Here is a 19,625-nt window from a genome sequence, read left to right on the forward strand (position 1 = left end):
CATAAATGGCTGACTGAGGGACTAGGCGGATCAGGCTTTTCCGGATGAAGAAGATCGAGGCGATCATCAAGCCGTTCAAGCTCGACGAGGTGAAGGAAGCCCTCCAAGAGGTCGGTCTCCAGGGCATCACCGTGATCGAGGCTAAGGGCTTCGGCCGGCAGAAGGGCCATACCGAACTCTACCGCGGCGCCGAATACGTCGTGGACTTCCTCCCGAAGGTGAAGCTGGAGATCGTACTCTCGGACGCCCTGGTCGAGGGTGCCGTGGAGGCGATCCGCAAGTCGGCCCAGACCGGCCGCATCGGCGACGGCAAGATCTTCGTCTCGACGATCGAGGAAGCCATCCGCATCCGCACCGGCGAGACCGGCACCGACGCGATCTGATCCAGTCGGCCCCGCTGTCCTGGCCCGCTTCGTGAAGGGCCGGCCGCGTCCGCGCTTGCCGTGAAGCGCCGTAGCCGAGCGACGCCGTGCCCGATCTCGACAGTATCGTCAAAGACATCGCCGCGGAGATGCGGGCCCGCCCCGATCGCGGCGCGGTGGCGAGCTACATCCCCGAACTGGCCCGTGTCGACGCTCAAGGCTTCGGCCTCGTCGTGATCGACGGCGACGGGCGGGTCGCAGCCGGGGGGGATGCCGACACCCCCTTCTCGATCCAGAGCATCTCCAAGGTCTTCACCCTGACGCTGGCCCTCGGCATGGTCGGCGACCGGCTCTGGCGCCGGGTCGGCCGCGAGCCGTCGGGCAGCCCGTTCAACTCCATCGTGCAGTTGGAGCGGGAACACGGCATCCCGCGCAATCCCTTCATCAATGCCGGCGCCATCGCCGTCACCGACCTGATCCTGTCGGGCCATCAGCCGCGGGAGGCGCTGGGCGAGATCCTGCGCTTCATGCAGTTCGTGGCACAGGACGACAGCATCACGATCGACGAGCGCGTGGCGGCCTCCGAGAAGCGCACGGGCTTCCGCAACGCGGCGCTCGCCAACTACATGCGCTCCTTCGACGTGATCGAGAATCCGGTCGATTACACGCTCGGCGTCTACTTCCATCATTGCGCCATCGCGATGACCTGCCGCCAGCTCGCCACCGCCGGGCTGTTCCTGGCCTATTCCGGGCATCATCCGCTGGCCGGGCATTCGGTGATCTCGGCTGAGCGGGCGCGGCGCATCAACGCGATCATGCTGACCTGCGGCCACTACGACGGCTCGGGCGATTTCGCCTACCGCGTCGGCCTGCCGGGCAAGAGCGGCGTCGGCGGCGGCATTTTGGCCGTTGCGCCGGGCAAGGCCTCGATCTGCGTCTGGTCACCGGGGCTGGATGCGGCCGGCAACTCCCATCTCGGGCGTATCGCCTTGGAGATGCTGGTGAAACGCACTGGCTGGTCGATTTTTGGGGTGTGAGGCGCGCCGGCCGCCCGAGCGCACTGATCCCCGCATCCTTCCCCTCGTCCTGAGGTGGCCGCGTCAGCGGCCCTCGAAGGATCCTCCAGGGATCGCACGGCTACTGGAGGATCCTTCGAGGCCTCCGCTTCGCTGCGGCACTTCAGGGTGAGGGCGAGACCGGGATAAGCCAAACAAAAAACCGCCCCCGTCTTTCGACGGAGGCGGCCTGTTTCAGACGCTATTGTCGGCCTCGAAAGTCTTACGCGACGGCCTTCTGCGCGGCTTCGCCCGGGAGCGGAACCTCGGAGATCGTCTTCAGAACCTGCGAGGCGATCTGGTAGGGGTCGCCCATGGAGTTCGGGCGGCGGTCCTCAAGGTAGCCCTTGTAGCCGTTGTTGACGAAGGAGTGGGGCACGCGCACCGAGGCGCCGCGGTCGGCCACGCCGTAGGAGAACTTGTTCCACGGCGCCGTCTCGTGCTTGCCGGTCAGGCGCATGTGGTTGTCGGGGCCGTAGACGGCGATGTGGTCGTCGAGGTTCTTTTCGAAGCTGGCCATCACCGCCTCGAAATACTCCTTGCCGCCGGTCTCGCGCATGAACGTCGTCGAGAAGTTGCAGTGCATGCCCGAGCCGTTCCAGTCGGTGTCGCCGAGCGGCTTGCAATGGTACTCGATGTCGATCTCGTAGGTCTCGCACAGGCGCTGGAGCAGGTAGCGGGCCATCCACATCTCGTCGGCGGCCTTCTTGGAGCCCTTGCCGAAGATCTGGAATTCCCACTGGCCCTTGGCCACTTCGGCGTTGATGCCTTCGTGGTTGATGCCGGCGGCGAGGCAGAGGTCGAGATGCTCCTCGACGATCTTGCGGGCCACGGGGCCGACATTCGAGGCGCCGACGCCGCAATAATACGGACCCTGCGGAGCGGGGTAGCCGGTCTCGGGGAAGCCGAGCGGGCGGCCGTTCTTGTAGAGGAAGTACTCCTGCTCGAAGCCGAACCACGCGCCGGCATCGTCGAGCACGGTCGCGCGCTTGTTCGACGGGTGCGGGGTCTTGCCGTCCGGCATCATCACTTCGCACAGCACGAGCACGCCGTTGGTGCGGGCCGGGTCGGGGAAGTGGCGCACGGGCTTCAGCACGCAGTCGGAGGAGGAGCCCTCGGCCTGCTGCGTCGAGCTGCCGTCGAAGCCCCAGAGCGGGAGCTGCTCGAAGGTCGGGAAGCTGTCGTACTCTTTGATCTGCGTCTTGCCGCGCAGGTTCGGTGTGGGCGTGTAGCCGTCGAGCCAGATGTACTCGAGCTTAAACTTGGTCATTCCCAGTCTCTCGTACCTTGAGGATCCGTGTCCTGACGAAACCTTTGCGGAACCGGCGTCGTTGAGAACCTGCCCGCCCGTTGGATCGCAGCGTCCGGCGGGTGACTTCCCCGCCGCATCCGAGACGCCGATCCACCGGCGAGCAGGGCGCCAGCCCGACCCCCGAGCGGCCACTGTGCGGGTGGACGCTCCGGTTTCCGCCTAAGCATGTCGCGTGCCAGTCGCCTTGGTCGCGAGGCGGCGGCCTATGCGGCAAATATGACCGCCCAAGGGCCGGTCCTGCAGACGAAACAGTCCGAACGTCCCGCGATTGCGTGGATTTTTTGCCTGCCGACGGGTGGCAACGGCGAAGCGCGGACGATATCGTCCGCGCGGCCGGCGAGACCGGCCGGGGACGCGAGAGGGGGCCGGACCCGGATCAGGAGCGACGCCGCGGGCGTGAAGCCGCCCCGTCGAGACATGCCGCTTTCCCGATCAGCCCATCGCGCCCCAGGAACGGACCGGCTCGGACCGCGCCCGGACCCGGCCGATGGTTCGCCGCCCCGCTTCCAGAATTTGCCGAGGAGACGCACAGCATGAATACGGCCGCCGATGTGCTGAAGGCCATCAAGGACAATGACGTCAAGTACGTCGACTTCCGCTTCACCGACCCGCGCGGCAAGTGGCAGCATGTGACCTTCGACGTCTCCCTGATCGACGAGGAGATGTTCCAGGACGGCACCATGTTCGACGGCTCGTCGATCGCCGGTTGGAAGGCGATCAACGAATCCGACATGCTGCTGATGCCCGATCCGGTCACGGCCTGCATGGACCCGTTCTTCTCGGCCTCCACCATGTCGATCGTCTGCGACGTGCTCGAGCCCTCGACCGGCGAGCCCTATGCCCGCGATCCGCGCTCGACCGCCAAGCTCGCCGAGGCGTATCTGCGCTCCACCGGCATCGGCGACACGATCTTTGTCGGCCCCGAGGCCGAGTTCTTCGTGTTCGACGACGTGAAGTTCGGCGCCGACCCCTACCATACCGGCTTCCAGCTCGACTCGACCGAGCTGCCGACCAACGGCTTCACCGATTACGAGGGCGGCAACCTCGGCCACCGGGTGCAGACCAAGGGCGGCTACTTCCCCGTCCCGCCGCAGGATTCGGCCCAGGACATGCGCGGCGAGATGCTGGCCGCGATGCAGTCGATGGGCGTGAAGGTCGAGAAGCACCACCACGAGGTGGCGAGCGCCCAGCACGAGCTCGGCATGAAGTTCGACACGCTGACCCTGCTCGCCGACCACATGCAGATCTACAAGTACTGCATCCACAACGTGGCGCAGAGCTACGGCAAGTCCGCCACCTTCATGCCCAAGCCCGTCTACGGCGACAACGGCTCGGGCATGCACGTGCACCAGTCGATCTGGAAGGACGGCAAGCCGCTGTTCGCCGGCGACAAGTATGCCGACCTCAGCCAGGAATGCCTGTGGTACATCGGCGGCATCATCAAGCACGCCAAGGCGCTCAACGCCTTCACCAACCCGTCCACCAACTCCTACAAGCGTCTGGTGCCGGGCTACGAGGCTCCCGTGCTGCTCGCCTACTCGGCCCGCAACCGCTCGGCCTCCTGCCGTATCCCGTGGACGACGAACCCGAAGGCCAAGCGCGTCGAGGTCCGCTTCCCGGATCCGATGGCCAACCCCTACCTCGCCTTCTCGGCGCTGCTGATGGCCGGCCTCGACGGCATCATCAACAAGATCGATCCGGGCCCGGCGATGGACAAGGATCTCTACGACCTGCCCCCGCGCGAGCTGAAGAAGATCCCGACCGTCTGCGGCTCGCTTCGTGAGGCGCTGCAGAACCTCGACAAGGACCGCGCCTTCCTCAAGGCCGGCGGCGTGTTCTCGGACGACCAGATCGACTCGTTCATCGAGCTGAAGATGGCCGAGGTGCTGCGCTACGAGATGACCCCGCACCCGATCGAGTTCGTGCAGTACTACTCGCTGTAAGATCTTTTTCGCGCAGCGTTGTGCAGCGGGCACCGGAGCCTTCGAGGCTCCGGTGCCTTTTTTGTTCGGGGAATGCTTGACGCCGGCAGCCGGGGCGGAACGACTAGGCTCGTCCGATCGGGAGCCGCATCCATGACCCTCACCGTCCCCGTGATCCTCGGTTCCGTGCGTGCCGAGCGCGCCGGCATCCGCGCCGCCCGCTTCCTCGTCGCGCAACTCGAAGCCCGCGGCCACACGGCGCCGCTGGTCGATCCCGCCGAGCTGAAGCTCCCGCTCCTCGACCGGATGTACAAGGAATATCCCAAGGGCGAGGCCCCCGAACCGCTGGAGCGGCTGGCGACGCTGTTTCGAGGGGCGGATGCCTTCGTCGTGGTCTCGGCCGAGTACAACCACTCGATTCCGCCCGCGCTCTCCAACACCCTCGACCACTTCCTGGAGGAGTATTTCTGGCGGCCTTCCGCCATCTGCTGCTACTCGGCGGGGCAGTATGGCGGCGTGCGCGCGGCGATGCAGTTGCGGGCGATGCTGGCCGAACTCGGCACGCCGAGCATTCCCTCGCTCCTGCCGATCCCGCGCATCCAGAAGGCGCTGAGCGAGGCGGGCGAGCCGGCCGAGGATTGGCTCGTCCGGGCCGCGAAGAAGTTTCTCGACGAGCTGACTTGGTACGCCGAGGCCCTGAAGGCGAAGCGGGCCGGGGGCACGCCGTACTGAGTGTCTCTCACAAAACGCCCGCCGCGCTGTCATCGCCAGAGCGAGAACGGTCAGAGACCGGGAGTTTCGTGAGGCACTCTGAACCTTGCGCGCGGCACTCCGTTTGCACCCCTCGAAGCATAGGCGGATGAGGAAAGCGGGCGGATGAACGCGAGTTTCGACAGAGTTAAGGACGCGCTGGCCGAGTTGATCAAGGCGGCGCTCGTCTCCGATGACGGCCTGAGCCTCGCCTTCCGGCAGGCGGCGGCGGACAAGATCGCGGCGCTCGCGGCCGATCCGCCGTCGGCGGAGGCGGTGCGGATCGATGGCGCCTGGACCCTGGCGATCCGCGCGGCGGAAGCGCCCGAGCTTCAGCCGGAGGAGGGACAGGTGAACCTGACCCTGCCGCGGAGCGCGCCCTTTACCCTCGAAGAGCTGTGCCAAGCCGATTTCGACGTGGATCGGGCAGTGGAGACGATCCGCAAATCGGCTTCCACGGGCTAACGCCGGGGCCGAACCTGTTCACGGTCGATCTCTCGGCGTTGTTCTAAGGCGTTCGAGCGCCCATCTTGAAGAGGTGCCGGGATCGTCAACGGTCTCCCCAATCAACGAAAAACCGAACGCGCCACGCCTTCCCGGATCGGCGCGGAGAGCCTTGCTCCTTGGCCAGACGCATCAATCCGACGGCGGGCACCCCCGTTCTTCCCTCCCGCGAGCAGATCCTCGCCTTCGTCGCCGAGACGCCCGGAAAGGTCGGCAAGCGCGAAATCGCCAAGGCCTTCGGCATCTCGGGCGCCGACAAGATCGGCCTCAAGGCGATCCTGAAGGAGATCGAGGCTGAGGGCGCGCTCGACCGCGACCGCGGCGGTTTGCAGAAAGGCGGCAGCCTGCCGCCGGTCGTGCTCGCCGACATCGTATCGCGCGACCGCGACGGCGACCTGATCGCCCGCCCGGCGCAGTGGGACGGGGAGGGCGAGGCGCCCAAGATCGCCGTCGAGACCCCGCGCGCCGGCCGCAAGGGCAACCGCCCCGCCCCCGGCATCGGCGACCGGGCGCTGGTCCGGGTCGCGCCGGACCCGGAAGCGCCCGGCCGCTACACCGGCCGCGTCATCAAGGTGATCGGCAAGAACCGCTCCGAAGTGATCGGCGTCTATCGCGCCGGCCGCGATGGCGGGCGCCTGCTTCCCGTCGAGAAGAAATCGCAGGGCAAGGAAATCGCGATCCCGCCGGGCGAGGAAGGCGAGGCCCGGGATGGCGACCTCGTCAGCGTCGCGGTGGAGCGCGAGACCCGCTTCGGCCTGCCCCGCGGGCGCGTCACCGAGCGGCTCGGCGCGCTCGGCTCCGAGAAGGCGGTGAGCCTGATCGCGCTGCACATCCACAACATCCCGCACGTCTTCCCCGCCGCCGTGCTGGCGGAGGCGGATGCAGCCAAGCGCGCGACCAAGCGCGGCCGCGAGGATTGGCGCGAGGCGCCGCTGCTCACCATCGACCCGCCCGACGCCAAGGACCACGACGACGCGGTGATGGCTGAGGCCGATCCCGATCCGGCCAATGCGGGCGGCTTCATCGTCACCGTCGCGATCGCGGATGTGGCCGCCTATATCCGGCCGGATTCGGCCCTCGACCGCGAGGCGCTGCTGCGGGGCAATTCGGTCTACTTCCCCGACCGGGTGGTGCCGATGCTGCCCGAGCGCATCTCGAACGATCTCTGCTCGCTGCGCGAAGGGGAGGACCGCCCGGCGCTCGCCGTGCGGATGATCATCGGCGCCGACGGGGTGAAGCGCAGCCACAGCTTCCACCGCATCCTGATGCGTTCGCACGCCAAACTCGCCTATGCGCAGGCGCAGGCTGCCATCGACGGCCGGCCGGACGAGAAATCGCGACCGGTGCTGGAGACCGCGCTCCGCCCGCTCTACGCGGCCTACGAGGCGATGAAGCGGGCCCGCGACGCCCGCGGCCCGCTCGCCCTCGACCTGCCCGAGCGCAAGGTGCTGCTCGACGCGGAAGGCGGCGTCGATCGGGTGATCGTGCCGGAGCGTCTGGAGGCGCACCGGCTGATCGAGGAGTTCATGATCCAGGCCAACGTCGCGGCGGCCGAGACGCTGGAGAAGGCGGGCTCGCCGCTGATCTACCGGGTCCACGACGAACCGGCCCTGGAGAAGATGCGTGCGCTCGGCGAGGTGCTTGCCTCGGTCGGCGTCAAGATGACCAAGGCCGGGGCGCTGCGGCCGGACCTGTTCAACCGCATCCTCGCCCAAGTGGCCGAGAGCGAGCACGCTCCGTTCATCAACGAGGTGGTGCTTCGTTCGCAGGCACAGGCGATCTACGCTGCACAGAATTTAGGCCATTTCGGCCTCAACCTGCGCCGCTATGCTCACTTCACCTCGCCCATCCGCCGCTACGCGGATCTCATCGTCCACCGTGCTCTCGTGCGTGCCTGCGGATTAGGCAAGGATGGACTGCCGGACGACACTACGCCGGGCATGCTCGACGCCGTCTCCGAGCAGATCTCGGCGGCCGAGCGCCGGGCGATGGCGGCCGAGCGCGAGACCATCGACCGGCTCATCGCCGGCTACCTTGCCGACCGCGTCGGCGCGACTTTCACCGGCCGGATCTCCGGGGTGACGCGCTCGGGGCTGTTCGTGAAGCTGGCCGAGACCGGGGCCGACGGGTTCGTGCCCGTCTCCACCATCGGCCACGAATATTACCGCCACGACGAGGCCCTGCACGCGCTCGTCGGCGACCGCAGCGGCGAGACCTACCGCCTCGGCGACACGGTCGAGGTCCGCCTCGTCGAGGCGGCGGCGGTGGCCGGCGCTCTGCGCTTTGAGATCCTGTCGGAGGGGCGCAGCCGCTCCGGCGCCAAAGGCGGTGGGATCAAGCGCAGCGGGTCCAAGGCGAATCCGGGCAAGGCGAAGTTGGGCAAGGCCAAGTTCGGCGCAAAGTCGCCCAAGGGCAAGCCGCGCCCCGGCAAGGCGGCGGCGTCCGAGAGCGATGCGGCGCGGCGCCATCGCGGCTCGCGTCGCTGAGCGGAAGGGGCTAGACTCGGCCTATGGAAACCTACGCCTCCCCTCCGGCCCCGGCTCCCCAGGAGCGGACGCGGCTGCTCCCGGCCATGGCCAACGGCTTCCTCAACCGCTGCCCGCATTGCGGCGAGGGCCACGTCTTCGGCCGCTTCCTCAAGGTGCGGCCGGCCTGCGAGGCCTGCGGCCTGGAGATGGAGGGCCACCGGGCCGACGACCTGCCGCCCTATATCGTGATCTTCCTCGTGGGCCACATCATCGGCTACCTCGTGCTCGAGATCGAGATGGGCTACGACGTGCCGCTCTGGATTTCGATGACGGTGTGGCCCTTGCTCACCCTCGTCCTGGCGCTCGTGCTGTTGCAGCCGGTCAAGGGCGCGGTGATTGGCCTGCAATACACGTTCGGCATGCACGGTTTCGGCAAGTTGCCCCCCGCGCGCGGTGGGACCGGCACGGGCACGGGGGAGAGACGCGGCGGTGAGGCAGGAAGCAGAGCAGGCGACGCCCCAAAGCTTGGATCAGCCTGATTCGGATCAGCCCGCTTCGCCTGCTGCCACGCCCCGCCCGGTGCTGTTGCGCCCGCGCGATGCCGCGACGCTGATCATTCTCGACCGGTCGCGGAAGAAGCTGAAGCTGCTGATGGGCCGGCGCCATGTCGGCCTCGCCTTCATGGGCGGCAAGTTCGTGTTTCCCGGCGGACGGATTGAACCGTCCGACCGGATGATGCCGGTGGCCGGGGCCCTGTCGCAGCGGGCGGATGACGCGCTGCGGGCTAAGCTGCCGCGCGCACCCCACCATCTCGGCCGTTCCCTCGCGCTCGCCGCGATCCGCGAGACCTACGAGGAGACCGGCCTTCTCATCGGCACCCGCGATTACGGCCCGCCGGAGACCGCGCCGGAGGGGGCGTGGCAGGCCTTCGCCGATGAAGGGGTGATGCCCAATCTCGAAACCCTGCATCTGGTGGCGCGGGCGATCACGCCGCCGAAGCGCCCCCGCCGCTTCGATACCCGCTTCTTTGCCGTCGATCGCAAGGCGGTGGTCGCCGAGCGGCCCGGTATCGTCGGGCCGGATGCGGAACTGACCGAACTCGCCTGGGTCGATCTCGACGCCGCGCGCAAGCTCGACCTGCCGCGCATCACCCGCGTGATCCTCGACGATCTGGAAGCGGCAGCCGACGCCGGCTTCCCGCCCTACCGACCGATCCCGTTCTACTTCGAGCGCCGCGGCAAAGGGGTGCGGGAGGAGATCTGAGCGGGTCGGCCGCTGCCCTTCAGCGCGGCGCGATGCGCCACGTCACGTTCACCGTGGCGTTGAAAGAAATGGCCGCTGGCGGCACGATTTGGATGCGGCGGAGCGATCGCGGCATATCGGCCTCTCCCACTTCGGAAGGGCTGGCTTCTCCGTCTGTGATCGCATTGATCTCGACGAGCGTGACGTCGGCGGCCTCCGCGTAGACCTTGGCTTGTTGGCGGGCATCAAGCATGGCCGCACGGCGCGCTTCGAGCAACGCGGCCCGCTCATTCTCGACCTTGAACGTCACCGACTGAACCCGAAGCAGGCCCGTTTCCGCAATCCGACTCATGGTTGCGTTCAGCTGATCGATCCCGTTGGCCTTCAAAATGAAGGTGGTCGTTGCGGTGAACGGAGTGGCCGATTTCTTGGGTGGCGGCGGCCGATGTCCAGGATATTGCGGTGGCTGATAACCGCCAGATCGATCCTCATCGAGCCGGAAGCGACTTCTCTCGATTTTCACGCCTGCTTGCTCGAACCGACGCAGGACCTCTATCGCCGAGCCCGCTCGCTCTTCATGCGCCGAGACGGTTGCCTCCAACGTCTTGTCCTGCGTGACCAAGCTTACCTCGAAACGCCCGTAATCGGGCTTCTGTTCGAACGAGCCCGCGCCGTGGACGGTCAGAACGGATCCGCGAGATGGCGGAGAATTCTCGTTCGAAGATTGCGCTGCGGCTGGCCCAAGCAGAAGGGTGGCCATGAAGGCGGCCAAGGCGGGAGCCTTGAAGGGCAAGGGGTGGATCATGGGAGCCATTCGAACTGATCGCTGACGTCCGATGGACGGACAGTCGAGCGGAGGGATCACAACCTTCGGTCGAGTTGGTGACTGCATGCGCCGGAGAAGATGGCTGAAGCTTGACCGTTTGCGGAAGCCTGCCCTGTCCGCACTGACAGAAATGCATCCTTTGATGCCCCAGAGGAGATTCTTAAGCGGCATCGGGCATCGTGGGACGGCAAGTGGAGCCGAAATCGCCGATGCTCTCCGTCCTTCGCCGCTCCGATGCCGCGTCCATCTTCGACGCGCTCAACCGCTCCCAGGCGGTTATCACCTTCGCCGTCGATGGGACGGTGCTCGACGCCAACGACAATTTCCTCGCACTGATGGGCTACACCCTCGGTGAGGTGCGCGGGCGTCATCATCGCCTGTTCGTGGACCCGCAGGAGGCGGAGAGCGCGGAGTACGAGACGTTCTGGCAGGGCCTGCGCCGCGGCACGTTTCAGACGGCGGCCTATGGGCGTCTCACCAAGGACGGACGCAAGGTCTGGATCCGGGCGAGTTACAATCCGGTCCTCGACGCCGCCGGCCGCGTTCGGAAGATCGTCAAATTCGCCCTCGACGTGACGACCGAGCGGCTCGCCGCCGCCGAGACGGCGGGCCAGATCGCCGCGATCAGCCGGTCGCAGGCGGTGATCCAGTTCGACCTCGACGGGACGGTGCGCAGCGCCAACGCCAACTTCCTCGACGCCCTCGGCTACGCGCCGCACGAGGTGGAGGGCCGGCACCACAGCCAGTTCGTGCGGCCGGAAGAGGCGGCATCCGCGGAGTACCGCGCCTTCTGGGAGGCGCTCGCCCGCGGCGAGTACCGGGCCGGCGAGTTCCTGCGCGTCGGCAAGGATGGGCGCGAGGTCTGGATCCAGGCGACCTACAACCCGATCCTCGATCCGTCCGGGCGCCCGTTCAAGGTCGTCAAATACGCCTCCGATATCACCGCGGCCAAGCGCGTCGCCGCCGACATGGCGGGAAAGGTCGAAGCCGCCCGCCGCTCGCAGGCGGTGATCGAGTTCGGCATGGACGGCACGGTGCTCGACGCCAACGACAACTTCCTGAACGCGCTCGGCTACACCCTTCCCGAGGTGCAGGGCCGGCATCACCGGATGTTCGTAACGCCCGAAATCGCCGCAAGCCCGGCCTATGCCGAGTTCTGGGCGACGCTGCGGGCGGGGCAGTTCACCTCCGCCGTCTACCAGCGGGTGGCCAAGGATGGTCGCGAGGTCTGGATTCAGGCCTCCTACAACCCGGTTCTCGACGCGGCCGGGCGCCCGTTCAAGATCGTGAAATACGCCTTCGACATCAGCCAGAGCATGGCGGTGCGCGCCAGCGCCCTCGCCATGGCCGAGCAGACGCTGGGCCGGGTACGGACGGTGGCCGGCGCGTCCGAGGAGATGCACCGGATCTCGGAATCGATCGCCGAGCAGATGAACCGCTCGCACGATGCGGTCGGCGACATTCAGACCCGCATGAGCGCCGCCGGAATCCTCTCGGCCAAGCTCGACGACGCGGCCGCCGCGATGACTGGCGTGGTCGAGGTCATCACGGGCATCGCCGAGCAGATCAACCTGCTCGCCCTCAACGCCACGATCGAGGCCGCCCGCGCCGGTGCGGCCGGCCGCGGCTTCGCCGTCGTCGCCACCGAAGTGAAGAGCCTCGCCGAGCAGGCGCGCTCGGCCACCGCCCGCATCACCGGCGAGATCGGCGCCATGCAGGCGGTCTCGCGGGATGTCGGCGCGGCGCTGGTCTCGACCGCGGCGGTGGTCGACACCGTGCAGGGTTTCATCGCGCAGACGACGGCGGACAGCACGCGGCAGCGCGCGACCACCGGTCAGGTCAGCACCGACATGCAGGCCACCGCCGCGAGCGTGGCGGAATTCGCGAGCCGTCTCGACGCCTGGAATGTCGGGCTGGAGGAGCGGCGGGGCGAGGAGCGCCTTCGCTCCTCGCGCTCCGGCCATGTCGCGTTTGTGCCGGAGCGCGGGCGAACGGCGGGGACGCCGCAGAGCCGGCCCTGCACCATTCTCAACCTCTCGGAGGGCGGCGCCAAGCTGGCACTCGAGGCTGCGGACCTTCCGAACTTCGTCACGCTTCACATCGACGGCGAGCCGTCCCGGCGCTGCCGCGTCATACGGTGGGCCGACGACGGGATCGGCGTTCAGTTCATCTGATCCCGAGCCTCGTCCCGAACATTCGTGGCCCGCCTTCGGGACGCTGCGCGACGGGCCGCCTACCGGCGCGCGTCGGAGACCAGCGCGGCCAGCCCCTCGCGATAGGTCGGGAAGGCGAGCTGCACGCCCAGCTCCTCGCGGATCAGGCGGTTACGCACCCGCTTGTTCTCGCCGTAGAAGCTGCGGGCCATCGGGCTGAGGTCGGCGGTCTCGAAATCGACTTCCGGCGGCAGGGGCAGTCCGGTGAGCCTTGCTGCGTGCTCGGTCACCGTCTGCGGCGGGGCCGGCTCGTCGTCGGTGACGTTGTAGACCGCGCCCCCCCGCGGGTGCTCGATCGAGGCGGCCAGCGTCGCGGCGATGTCCGCGACGTGGATGCGGTTGAACACCTGCCCCGGCTTGACGATGCGCTGGGTGCGGCCGTCACGCAGCTTCACGATCGGATTGCGGCCGGGGCCATAGATGCCCGAGAGGCGAAATACCTGCACCGCCTTGCCGGTCTCGGCGCCGAGCGCGAGCCATGCATTCTCGACGGCAAGGCGGTCGCGCGAGCGGGCGCTCTTCGGGGTAGCGGGCGTCGTCTCGTCGATCCAGGCACCCCCTTGGTCGCCGTAGACGCCGATGGTCGAGAGATAGCCGATCCAGCCGATGCGGCTTTTCGCGATGGTGTCGCGGTAGCGGGCGAGCACCGTATCGCCGTCCCGTCCCGGCGGTGCGGAGATCAGCAGGACGTCGGTGTCGGCGAGATCGTCGGCGATGCGGGGATCGTCCGCCTCCGGTCCGAAGGCGCGCAGGGTGAACCCGGTCTCGGCCGCGAGACTCCTGGCCCGCTCGGGCTCGGTCACCGTCGCCCGCACCGCGTTGAATCGCGCCCGTTCACGCTCGGCAAAATGCCGGGCGGAGAAGCCGAGGCCGAAAACGAACAGGTTCATGCGGTGTCAGGTCTCCCGTGGGCCGTCCGCTTCCATAGGGAGGGCGGCGGCCTCACGCCATTCCTCCCTCACATGCGCCTCCGTTTCTCCGTGTCCATGGGCGGCGAAGAGTTCGTGCAGTCGCGCCCGGGGCAGCAACCGGCCGCAGGCCCAGACGGCGGCACCGCGCACCACCGGATCGGGCTCGGCGAGGCAGGCCACCGCCTCCGCGGCGAGGGCGGCATCACCGGAATTGCCGATGGCGATCAGCACGTTGCGCAGGAAGCGGTCGCGGCCGGTACGCTTGATCGGCGTGCCGGCAAAGCGGGTGCGAAATCCCGCATCGTCGAGGCGAGCGAGTTCGGCGAGCGGCGGCGCGGCGAGATCGTCGCGGGCGGCCATGCGGCTCTCCCGCGCCGCACCCGCGAACTTGTTCCAGGGACAGACCGCGAGGCAGTCGTCGCAGCCGAACACCCGGTTGCCGATCTTTTCGCGGAATTCGGCGGGGATCGGGCCCTGATGCTCGATGGTGAGGTAGGCGATGCAGCGGCGCGCATCGAGTTGGTAAGGGGCCGGGAAGGCATCCGTCGGGCAGATGTCGAGGCAGCGGCGGCAGGAGCCGCAATGGTCGGTCTCTGGGGTGTCGGGTTCGAGCTCGGCGCGGGAAAAGATCGCGCCGAGCATCAGCCAGTTGCCGTGCTCACGCGAGATCAGCACCGTGTGCTTGCCCTGCCAGCCGAGCCCGGCGGCCTGGGCCAGCGGCTTCTCCATGACGGGCGCGGTATCGACGAAGACCTTCACCGGCTGGCCGGAGCGGGCGGAGAGGAAGCCGCCGAGTTCCTTCAGCTTGCCCTTGATGACATCGTGATAGTCGCGCCGTTGCGCATAGGCGGCGATGGCGGCGCGATCCTTCAGCCGCACGAGTTCGAGGGGATCGCGCTCCGGGTTTGCATTCATGCCGAGCATGACGATGCTGCGCGTCTCGGCCCACAGGGCGGAGGGCGCGGCGCGCTGGTCGGCCCGCTCCTCCATCCAGTCCATCGTGCCGTGATGGCCCGCCGCGAGCCATGCCGGCAAGCGCTCGCGCAGATCCGGCACGGCATCGGGACGGGTGACGCGGAACGCCTCGAAGCCGAGACGGCGCGCGCGCGCCTCGATGGTCTCGCGCAGGGCGCGGCCCGTGAGGACGACCTTTTCGGGTTTCAGAAATCCAGATCCGCGTAGTGGGCCGCCGCCGGCATCCCCGGTGCCCGGTCGGCCAGCAGCGCGCGGAAGGACGGGCGGGATTTCACCCGCGCGTACCAGTCCTTCGCCATTTCGTCCTCGTCCCATGGCACGTCGCCGAGATAGTCCACGCAGGAAAGGTGGGCCGCCGCCGCGAGGTCGGCATAGGTCAGGTCGTTGCCCGCGAGCCAGCGGCGCTGCCCGATCAGGTAGCCGACATATTGGAGGTGATAGCGCACGTTGGTGCGCGCCGCACGAATGGCGTTCATGTCCGGCGGGCCGCCTCCGGCGGCGGAGGGCATGAAGCGCTTATCGATCTTCTCGGTGACGAGATACTCGGTCACCTCGCTGTTGAACTTGACGAGGAACCAGTCGAGCAGGCGCCGCACCTCCACCCGCGCCTGGGTGGTGTCGGGCAGAAGCCGCCGCCCGGCGAGGCCGAGCCCCCGCGTCTCGTCGAGATACTCCGCGATCACGCCCGCGCCGGGAATGGCGAGCCCGGTCTGCTCCACCAGCACCGGCGTGGTGCCCGCCGGGTTGACGATGAGGAAGTCGCGGCGGCGCTCCCAGGCCCGTTCCTCGACGAGAGTCGGCTCCATCCCCATCTCGGCCAGGACGAGGCGGATGAAGCGCGAGTTCGGGCAGAACGGGGAGTGATAGAGCGTCGCCATCGAGGCCGTGGTTCAGCGGTAAAGAAGGCAGAGCCCTGGGCAGACCGTGTCGCACCGGCGAAATTGGGGCGACGCGCCAGGATTATTTCTCCAACGTTGCCACCTCATTAACAAACCCGCCGCAACCCGGTAACCGCCCGTCAACCCTACCGCCGCAAAGCTGCCGTATCGCCGTCGTCTGCCGCGCCCTGAATCGCCGGCACATCGGCGTGGGGAACAGCAGGCTTATGGATCTCGTCCTGATCGCGAAGGCGCTCGTGCTCGCCGTGGTGGAAGGCGCCACCGAGTTCATCCCGGTCTCCTCGACCGGGCATCAGCTCCTCATCGGCCACTTCATCGGCTTCCACTCGCCCAACAACACCTTCGAGGTGCTGATCCAGCTCGGCGCGATCCTGGCGATCCTGTTCGTCTATTTCGGCCGGCTGTGGAGCATCGCCACCGCGCTGCCGAATGATCCGCGGGCGCGCCGCTTCGTGCTCGCCATCCTCATCGCCTTCCTGCCCGCGGCGATCGTCGGCGGGCTCTTCTCCAAGTACATCAAGCTCTACCTGTTCAACCCGTGGATCGTCTGCGCCACGCTGGTGGCCGGCGGCATCGTGCTCCTCATCATCGACGACACGGTCGGCGAGCCGAAAGCGGCTCCAAATGATGGAATGCACGACGGTCCGACCGAGCATCCGCGCAAGACCGACGTGTTCGAGTTCAGCCTGCCGATGGCGCTCAAGATCGGCCTGTTCCAATGCGTGGCGATGATCCCCGGCGTGTCGCGCTCCGGCGCCACCATCGTCGGCGCGATGCTGATGGGGGCGAGCAAGCGCTCGGCCACCGAGTTCTCGTTCTACCTCGCCATGCCGACCATGGCCGGCGCCTTCGCCAAGGACCTTCTCGACAACTACAAGAACCTCTCCTCCAACGACGCGCTGCTGATCGTCATCGGCTTCGTCGCTGCCTTCATCTCGGCCTTGATCGTGGTGCGGACGGTGCTCGACTACGTCTCCCGCCACGGCTTCTGGCTGTTCGCGTGGTGGCGCATCATCGTCGGCTCGCTCGGCTTCGCGGGACTGATTCTTTTTGGCTGAGCCTTCAGGATTTTGAGCGAGGCGGAGGCGGCAACCTGGACTAAAGTCGGTTGTCGCCTGCCCGCGCCCCGTGCGAGGGCTTGCGGCCAAGTCGCCGCTCTTTGAAGAAGCGGTCGGGAAACGCCGAATCGTCAAGGTCTCGCCCAAGATGGAAGATCGTCCGCTCGCCGAGTTGTTCGAGCCCGCCACCCGCGAGCGCTGGCGCCAAGCCGTCGAAGCCGCGCTGAAGGGGGCCGACTTCGAGAAGCGTCTCGTTTCGAAGACCGCCGACGGCCTGCGCATCGAGCCCTTCTACGAGCCGGCGGCTGCGGTGGCCCAGCCGGTGCGGGCGCCCGGCCCGTGGCGTCTGGCGCAGCGCATCGACCATCCCGATGCCGAGAAGGCCGGAGCCCAGGCGCTGGCCGACCTCGAAGGCGGTGCCGATGCGCTGGTCCTCGTCCATCGCGACGCCCGTGCCGCCTGCGGCTTCGGCCTCGAACTTCCGTCCGTCGATGCGCTGGATGCGGCGCTGACGGGCGTGATGCTGCCGCTCATCGCCCTGCGGCTCGATGCCGGCCCGGCCGGATTCGAGACGGCGGCGCTTCTCAAGCAACTGATCGAGCGCCGCGGCGACGACCCGTCCGCGCTCGACCTCGATCTCGGGCTCGACCCGATCGGCACCCGCGCCGCCACCGGCCGGCTCGACCAGGGGTGGGAGGCACGCCTCTCCGAGACCGTCACCGCCTTTGCCGGATACCATGGGCGCGCGGCCTTGGCCGACGCCCGGCCCTATCACGAGGCTGGGGCGAGCGAGGTGCAGGAACTGGCTGCCGTGCTCGCGACGGCGGTCGCCTATCTGCGGGCGCTGGAGGCCGGCGGCCACGATCTGGCGCTCGCGCGCGACCAGATCGCGGTCCTGCTGGTGGCGGATGCCGACGAATTCCTGACCATCGCCAAGTTCCGGGCGATCCGGCGGCTCTGGGCCCGGGTCGAGCAGGCCTGCGGCCTCGAGCCGAAGCCGCTGCGGGTCCTGGCCGAGACCGCGTGGCGGATGATGAGCCGCCGCGATCCTTTCGTGAACATCCTGCGCACCACCATGGCCTCGGCCTCCGCCGGCCTTGGCGGGGCGGATTCGGTGACCGCATTGCCCTACACCCTGGCGCTCGGTCTGCCCGACGCCTTCGCCCGGCGGGTGGTGCGCAACAGCCAGATCGTGCTGATCGAGGAATCGAACCTCGCCAAGGTCTCCGATCCGGCGGCCGGCGCGGGCGGCTTCGAGGCGCTGACCACCGAACTGACCGAGAAGGCCTGGGCGGCCTTCCAAGAGATCGAGCGAGAGGGCGGGATCGCCGCGAGCCTGGAGGCCGGCGCCTTCGTCGGTCGGATCGCAGCGGTGGCGCAGGCCCGGGCACGGGCGGTGGCAACCCGCAAGGAGCCGCTGACCGGCGCCAGCGAGTTCCCCTTCCTCGCCGAGAAGCCGGTGACGGTGCTCGACGTGGAGCCGAACCCCGCCACTTCCTCAGAGGGGGCCTTGCCCTCGCAACGACTCGCCGAACCCTACGAGGCCCTGCGCGACGCCTCCGACGCCGTCCGCGAGCGGACGGGCAAGCGCCCGGCGGTCTTCCTGGCCAATCTCGGTCCCGTGGCGGTCCACAATGCCCGCTCGACCTTCGCAGCCAACGCCTTCGCCGCGGGTGGCATCGAGGCTATCGGCAATGACGGCTTCTCCGACATGCAGGCCCTGGCCGATGCCTTCAAGGCGTCGGGTGCACGGATCGCCTGTCTCTGCTCTTCCGACACCGTCTACCAGACCGAGGCCGTGCCCGCGGCCGAGGCGCTGAAGGCGGCCGGCGCCGGCACGATATACCTCGCCGGCAAACCCGCCGAGGCCGAGGCTCTGCGCCAAGCGAGCGTCGAAGGCTTCCTGTTCGCCGGTTGCGACCTGTTGGCGCTCCTGCGGGAGGCGGCCGAGCGCGCGACTGGCTGACGGACACTCAAGGCCGCGTGAGCAACCTTGACACTGCGGGACGCAAGACGATCTTCCGGCTGAAACGGGCCGACACGGCCCCATGTTTTGAGCCGGATATCATTCCCATGCGCCTTCCGATCCTTGCCGTCGCCACCTTCGCCATCGCCGTCGGCAGCGCCGGAACATCGGAGGCGGCCAAGCGCAAGGTGCAGGTGCCGCACCGCTACGACGGCCGCTGGAGCATCGAGGTCGTGACCCTCGACGGCCCCTGCGACCGGGCCTATCGCTACGGGATTCAGATCCAGCGCGGCGAGGCCGTCTACAGCGGCGGAGAGGTCGGGATCAGCGGGCGCGTCGCGGCAAACGGGACGGTGCGCGGCACCATCTCTCGCGGCAGCGATGCTGCCCAGGTGTTCGGGCGGTTGTCCGCCAACGGGACCGGCGCTGGCCGCTGGTCGACCCTCGGCGACGGCCCGATCAGTTGCAACGGCAGCTGGAACGCGATGCGGCGCGGCTGATTTCGCCGTTCAGGCTGCGTCGGCGCGGAGCGGTTCGCACGGATCGTGCTGTGGCGGCCCGGCGACAGATTCGGATTTGTTCCGCGCTGCGGCACGGGCGATCGGTTTTCGCCCTAGATCCGGCGCGATCTTCGGCGAACACTGGCGGCGTTCCATACTCGTTCGAGGCGCCCCATGAGAGCCGTGATGAGAGCCTTGCCGTTCGTCGGTCTTGCCTTCGTCCTGCTCGGCCCCGCGGCCGAGGCGCGTCCGGCCCGGCAGCATGTGGCCGGCTCCGAGCACACGGTGCTGGCGCCGCTCGAGGAAGCGGCAACGGCGTGCTTTGCTGAAACCGTGGTCTCCAATCCGAAGGCGATGCGGCTCGCTCGGGACGGGCGCTGGTACGAGGCGGCCGGGGTGACCGGCTTCCTGTGTCGCCCTGAGGTCGATCGCATGGCAGTCGCCCACGACCGGATCTACGGCCCCGGCACCGGCGCCCGCTACTTCAAGGGAGCCTACGCCCGCCACCTCGACAAGCAGCTCGCCGCCCGCCTGCAGCCTCTTCTGGAGACGAAGGCCATGGCGAGCGCCGAGCCGCCGGCCGAGAAGGCCGCGCTCATCGACAGCGCGATGGAATCCGCGCCCGGAAGCGCGGATCACTGAGCCGGGCAGGCGGGGTTTCG

General features: G+C 68.2%; 18 protein-coding genes. 13 read left to right on the forward strand and 5 right to left on the reverse strand.

Annotated features, from left to right (window positions below; all coding sequences use genetic code 11):
* Positions 1-44: 44 nt before the first annotated feature.
* Together OVA30_RS08165 and OVA30_RS08170 are read left to right on the forward strand one after the other, a co-directional pair.
* Entirely contained in the window at positions 45-383 is a 339-nt protein-coding gene (locus OVA30_RS08165; RefSeq protein ID WP_003600526.1) for a P-II family nitrogen regulator, read from the forward strand.
* 86 nt (positions 384-469) lie between these two features.
* Positions 470-1,399 (forward strand): glutaminase, encoded by a 930-nt coding sequence (locus OVA30_RS08170; protein ID WP_003600522.1) that lies wholly within the window; start codon positions 470-472, stop codon positions 1,397-1,399.
* Between the two features lie 241 nt (positions 1,400-1,640).
* Here OVA30_RS08170 and OVA30_RS08175 read toward each other — a convergent pair whose 3' ends face one another.
* A complete protein-coding gene (locus tag OVA30_RS08175) occupies positions 1,641-2,687 on the reverse strand; it encodes a glutamine synthetase beta-grasp domain-containing protein (protein WP_003600521.1) in 1,047 nt (348 codons plus the stop codon).
* Between the two features lie 575 nt (positions 2,688-3,262).
* Between OVA30_RS08175 and glnA the strand changes: the two genes are divergently transcribed.
* The 6 genes from glnA (at position 3,263) to OVA30_RS08205 (ending at position 9,636) form a co-directional block, all read left to right on the forward strand.
* Positions 3,263-4,672: a type I glutamate--ammonia ligase gene (gene glnA, locus OVA30_RS08180; protein WP_003600520.1), complete on the forward strand. Its 1,410-nt coding sequence runs from the start codon at positions 3,263-3,265 to the stop codon at positions 4,670-4,672.
* Between the two features lie 132 nt (positions 4,673-4,804).
* Positions 4,805-5,383 carry an NADPH-dependent FMN reductase gene (locus OVA30_RS08185; RefSeq protein WP_268175151.1) on the forward strand — a complete coding sequence of 193 codons (579 nt, stop codon included), beginning with the start codon at positions 4,805-4,807 and terminating at the stop codon, positions 5,381-5,383.
* Positions 5,384-5,527: 144 nt separating this feature from the next.
* Positions 5,528-5,866, forward strand: coding sequence for a hypothetical protein (locus tag OVA30_RS08190; RefSeq protein WP_268175152.1), 339 nt, complete (start codon positions 5,528-5,530; stop codon positions 5,864-5,866).
* A 158-nt stretch (positions 5,867-6,024) separates the two neighbouring features.
* Positions 6,025-8,391, forward strand: coding sequence for a ribonuclease R (gene rnr, locus OVA30_RS08195; RefSeq protein ID WP_268175153.1), 2,367 nt, complete (start codon positions 6,025-6,027; stop codon positions 8,389-8,391).
* 23 nt (positions 8,392-8,414) lie between these two features.
* A complete protein-coding gene (locus OVA30_RS08200; RefSeq protein ID WP_012253809.1) occupies positions 8,415-8,912 on the forward strand; it encodes a DUF983 domain-containing protein in 498 nt (165 codons plus the stop codon).
* Positions 8,863-9,636 (forward strand): NUDIX hydrolase, encoded by a 774-nt coding sequence (locus tag OVA30_RS08205; RefSeq protein WP_442786091.1) that lies wholly within the window; start codon positions 8,863-8,865, stop codon positions 9,634-9,636. The genes OVA30_RS08200 and OVA30_RS08205 overlap by 50 nt, the downstream gene beginning before the upstream one ends.
* A gap of 19 nt (positions 9,637-9,655) precedes the next feature.
* On the opposite strand, the gene OVA30_RS08210 is transcribed toward OVA30_RS08205, so the two are convergent.
* Positions 9,656-10,420, reverse strand: coding sequence for an SIMPL domain-containing protein (locus OVA30_RS08210; protein ID WP_268175155.1), 765 nt, complete (start codon positions 10,418-10,420; stop codon positions 9,656-9,658).
* Between the two features lie 230 nt (positions 10,421-10,650).
* On the opposite strand from OVA30_RS08210, the gene OVA30_RS08215 reads away from it, so the two are divergent.
* Complete coding sequence (locus OVA30_RS08215) at positions 10,651-12,615, forward strand: methyl-accepting chemotaxis protein (protein ID WP_268175156.1); 1,965 nt, start codon at positions 10,651-10,653, stop codon at positions 12,613-12,615.
* 59 nt (positions 12,616-12,674) lie between these two features.
* Here the strand turns inward: OVA30_RS08215 and OVA30_RS08220 are convergent, their stop codons facing one another.
* The 3 genes from OVA30_RS08220 to OVA30_RS08230 are packed head-to-tail and all read right to left on the reverse strand — an operon-like array spanning position 12,675 to position 15,418.
* Positions 12,675-13,544: an SDR family oxidoreductase gene (locus OVA30_RS08220; RefSeq protein ID WP_253388611.1), complete on the reverse strand. Its 870-nt coding sequence runs from the start codon at positions 13,542-13,544 to the stop codon at positions 12,675-12,677.
* A 6-nt stretch (positions 13,545-13,550) separates the two neighbouring features.
* On the reverse strand, positions 13,551-14,729 hold the full coding sequence (gene queG / locus OVA30_RS08225; protein WP_268177469.1) for a tRNA epoxyqueuosine(34) reductase QueG: 1,179 nt from the start codon (positions 14,727-14,729) through the stop codon (positions 13,551-13,553).
* Positions 14,726-15,418 (reverse strand): glutathione S-transferase family protein, encoded by a 693-nt coding sequence (locus OVA30_RS08230; RefSeq protein WP_012253814.1) that lies wholly within the window; start codon positions 15,416-15,418, stop codon positions 14,726-14,728. Before OVA30_RS08230 ends, queG begins: the two co-directional genes overlap by 4 nt.
* A gap of 227 nt (positions 15,419-15,645) precedes the next feature.
* On the opposite strand from OVA30_RS08230, the gene OVA30_RS08235 reads away from it, so the two are divergent.
* The 4 genes from OVA30_RS08235 to OVA30_RS08250 all read left to right on the forward strand — a co-directional run bounded on the left by OVA30_RS08235 (position 15,646) and on the right by OVA30_RS08250 (position 19,605).
* Complete coding sequence (locus tag OVA30_RS08235) at positions 15,646-16,497, forward strand: undecaprenyl-diphosphate phosphatase (protein ID WP_268175157.1); 852 nt, start codon at positions 15,646-15,648, stop codon at positions 16,495-16,497.
* Positions 16,498-16,645: 148 nt separating this feature from the next.
* On the forward strand, positions 16,646-18,463 hold the full coding sequence (locus OVA30_RS08240; protein ID WP_268175158.1) for a methylmalonyl-CoA mutase subunit beta: 1,818 nt from the start codon (positions 16,646-16,648) through the stop codon (positions 18,461-18,463).
* 107 nt (positions 18,464-18,570) lie between these two features.
* Positions 18,571-18,963 (forward strand): hypothetical protein, encoded by a 393-nt coding sequence (locus OVA30_RS08245; RefSeq protein ID WP_003600505.1) that lies wholly within the window; start codon positions 18,571-18,573, stop codon positions 18,961-18,963.
* Positions 18,964-19,137: 174 nt separating this feature from the next.
* Positions 19,138-19,605, forward strand: a complete 468-nt coding sequence (locus tag OVA30_RS08250) for a hypothetical protein (RefSeq protein ID WP_056460700.1) — start codon at positions 19,138-19,140, stop codon at positions 19,603-19,605.
* The last annotated feature ends 20 nt before the right edge of the window (positions 19,606-19,625 follow it).

Origin of the sequence: Methylorubrum sp. SL192 (assembly GCF_026672325.1) — a bacterium.
In the GTDB taxonomy this organism is placed as follows: domain Bacteria; phylum Pseudomonadota; class Alphaproteobacteria; order Rhizobiales; family Beijerinckiaceae; genus Methylobacterium; species Methylobacterium extorquens.

Coding starts and splice junctions, on each gene's coding strand:
- OVA30_RS08175 (WP_003600521.1), bottom strand. CDS start 2,687: ATGACCAAGTTTAAGCTCGAGTACATCTGGCTCGACGGCTACACGCCC.
- OVA30_RS08230 (WP_012253814.1), bottom strand. CDS start 15,418: ATGGCGACGCTCTATCACTCCCCGTTCTGCCCGAACTCGCGCTTCATC.
- OVA30_RS08250 (WP_056460700.1), top strand. CDS start 19,138: ATGAGAGCCGTGATGAGAGCCTTGCCGTTCGTCGGTCTTGCCTTCGTC.
- OVA30_RS08185 (WP_268175151.1), top strand. CDS start 4,805: ATGACCCTCACCGTCCCCGTGATCCTCGGTTCCGTGCGTGCCGAGCGC.
- OVA30_RS08200 (WP_012253809.1), top strand. CDS start 8,415: ATGGAAACCTACGCCTCCCCTCCGGCCCCGGCTCCCCAGGAGCGGACG.
- OVA30_RS08165 (WP_003600526.1), top strand. CDS start 45: ATGAAGAAGATCGAGGCGATCATCAAGCCGTTCAAGCTCGACGAGGTG.
- OVA30_RS08215 (WP_268175156.1), top strand. CDS start 10,651: ATGCTCTCCGTCCTTCGCCGCTCCGATGCCGCGTCCATCTTCGACGCG.
- OVA30_RS08240 (WP_268175158.1), top strand. CDS start 16,646: ATGGAAGATCGTCCGCTCGCCGAGTTGTTCGAGCCCGCCACCCGCGAG.
- glnA (WP_003600520.1), top strand. CDS start 3,263: ATGAATACGGCCGCCGATGTGCTGAAGGCCATCAAGGACAATGACGTC.
- OVA30_RS08210 (WP_268175155.1), bottom strand. CDS start 10,420: ATGATCCACCCCTTGCCCTTCAAGGCTCCCGCCTTGGCCGCCTTCATG.
- OVA30_RS08190 (WP_268175152.1), top strand. CDS start 5,528: ATGAACGCGAGTTTCGACAGAGTTAAGGACGCGCTGGCCGAGTTGATC.
- OVA30_RS08235 (WP_268175157.1), top strand. CDS start 15,646: ATGGATCTCGTCCTGATCGCGAAGGCGCTCGTGCTCGCCGTGGTGGAA.
- OVA30_RS08245 (WP_003600505.1), top strand. CDS start 18,571: ATGCGCCTTCCGATCCTTGCCGTCGCCACCTTCGCCATCGCCGTCGGC.
- OVA30_RS08220 (WP_253388611.1), bottom strand. CDS start 13,544: ATGAACCTGTTCGTTTTCGGCCTCGGCTTCTCCGCCCGGCATTTTGCC.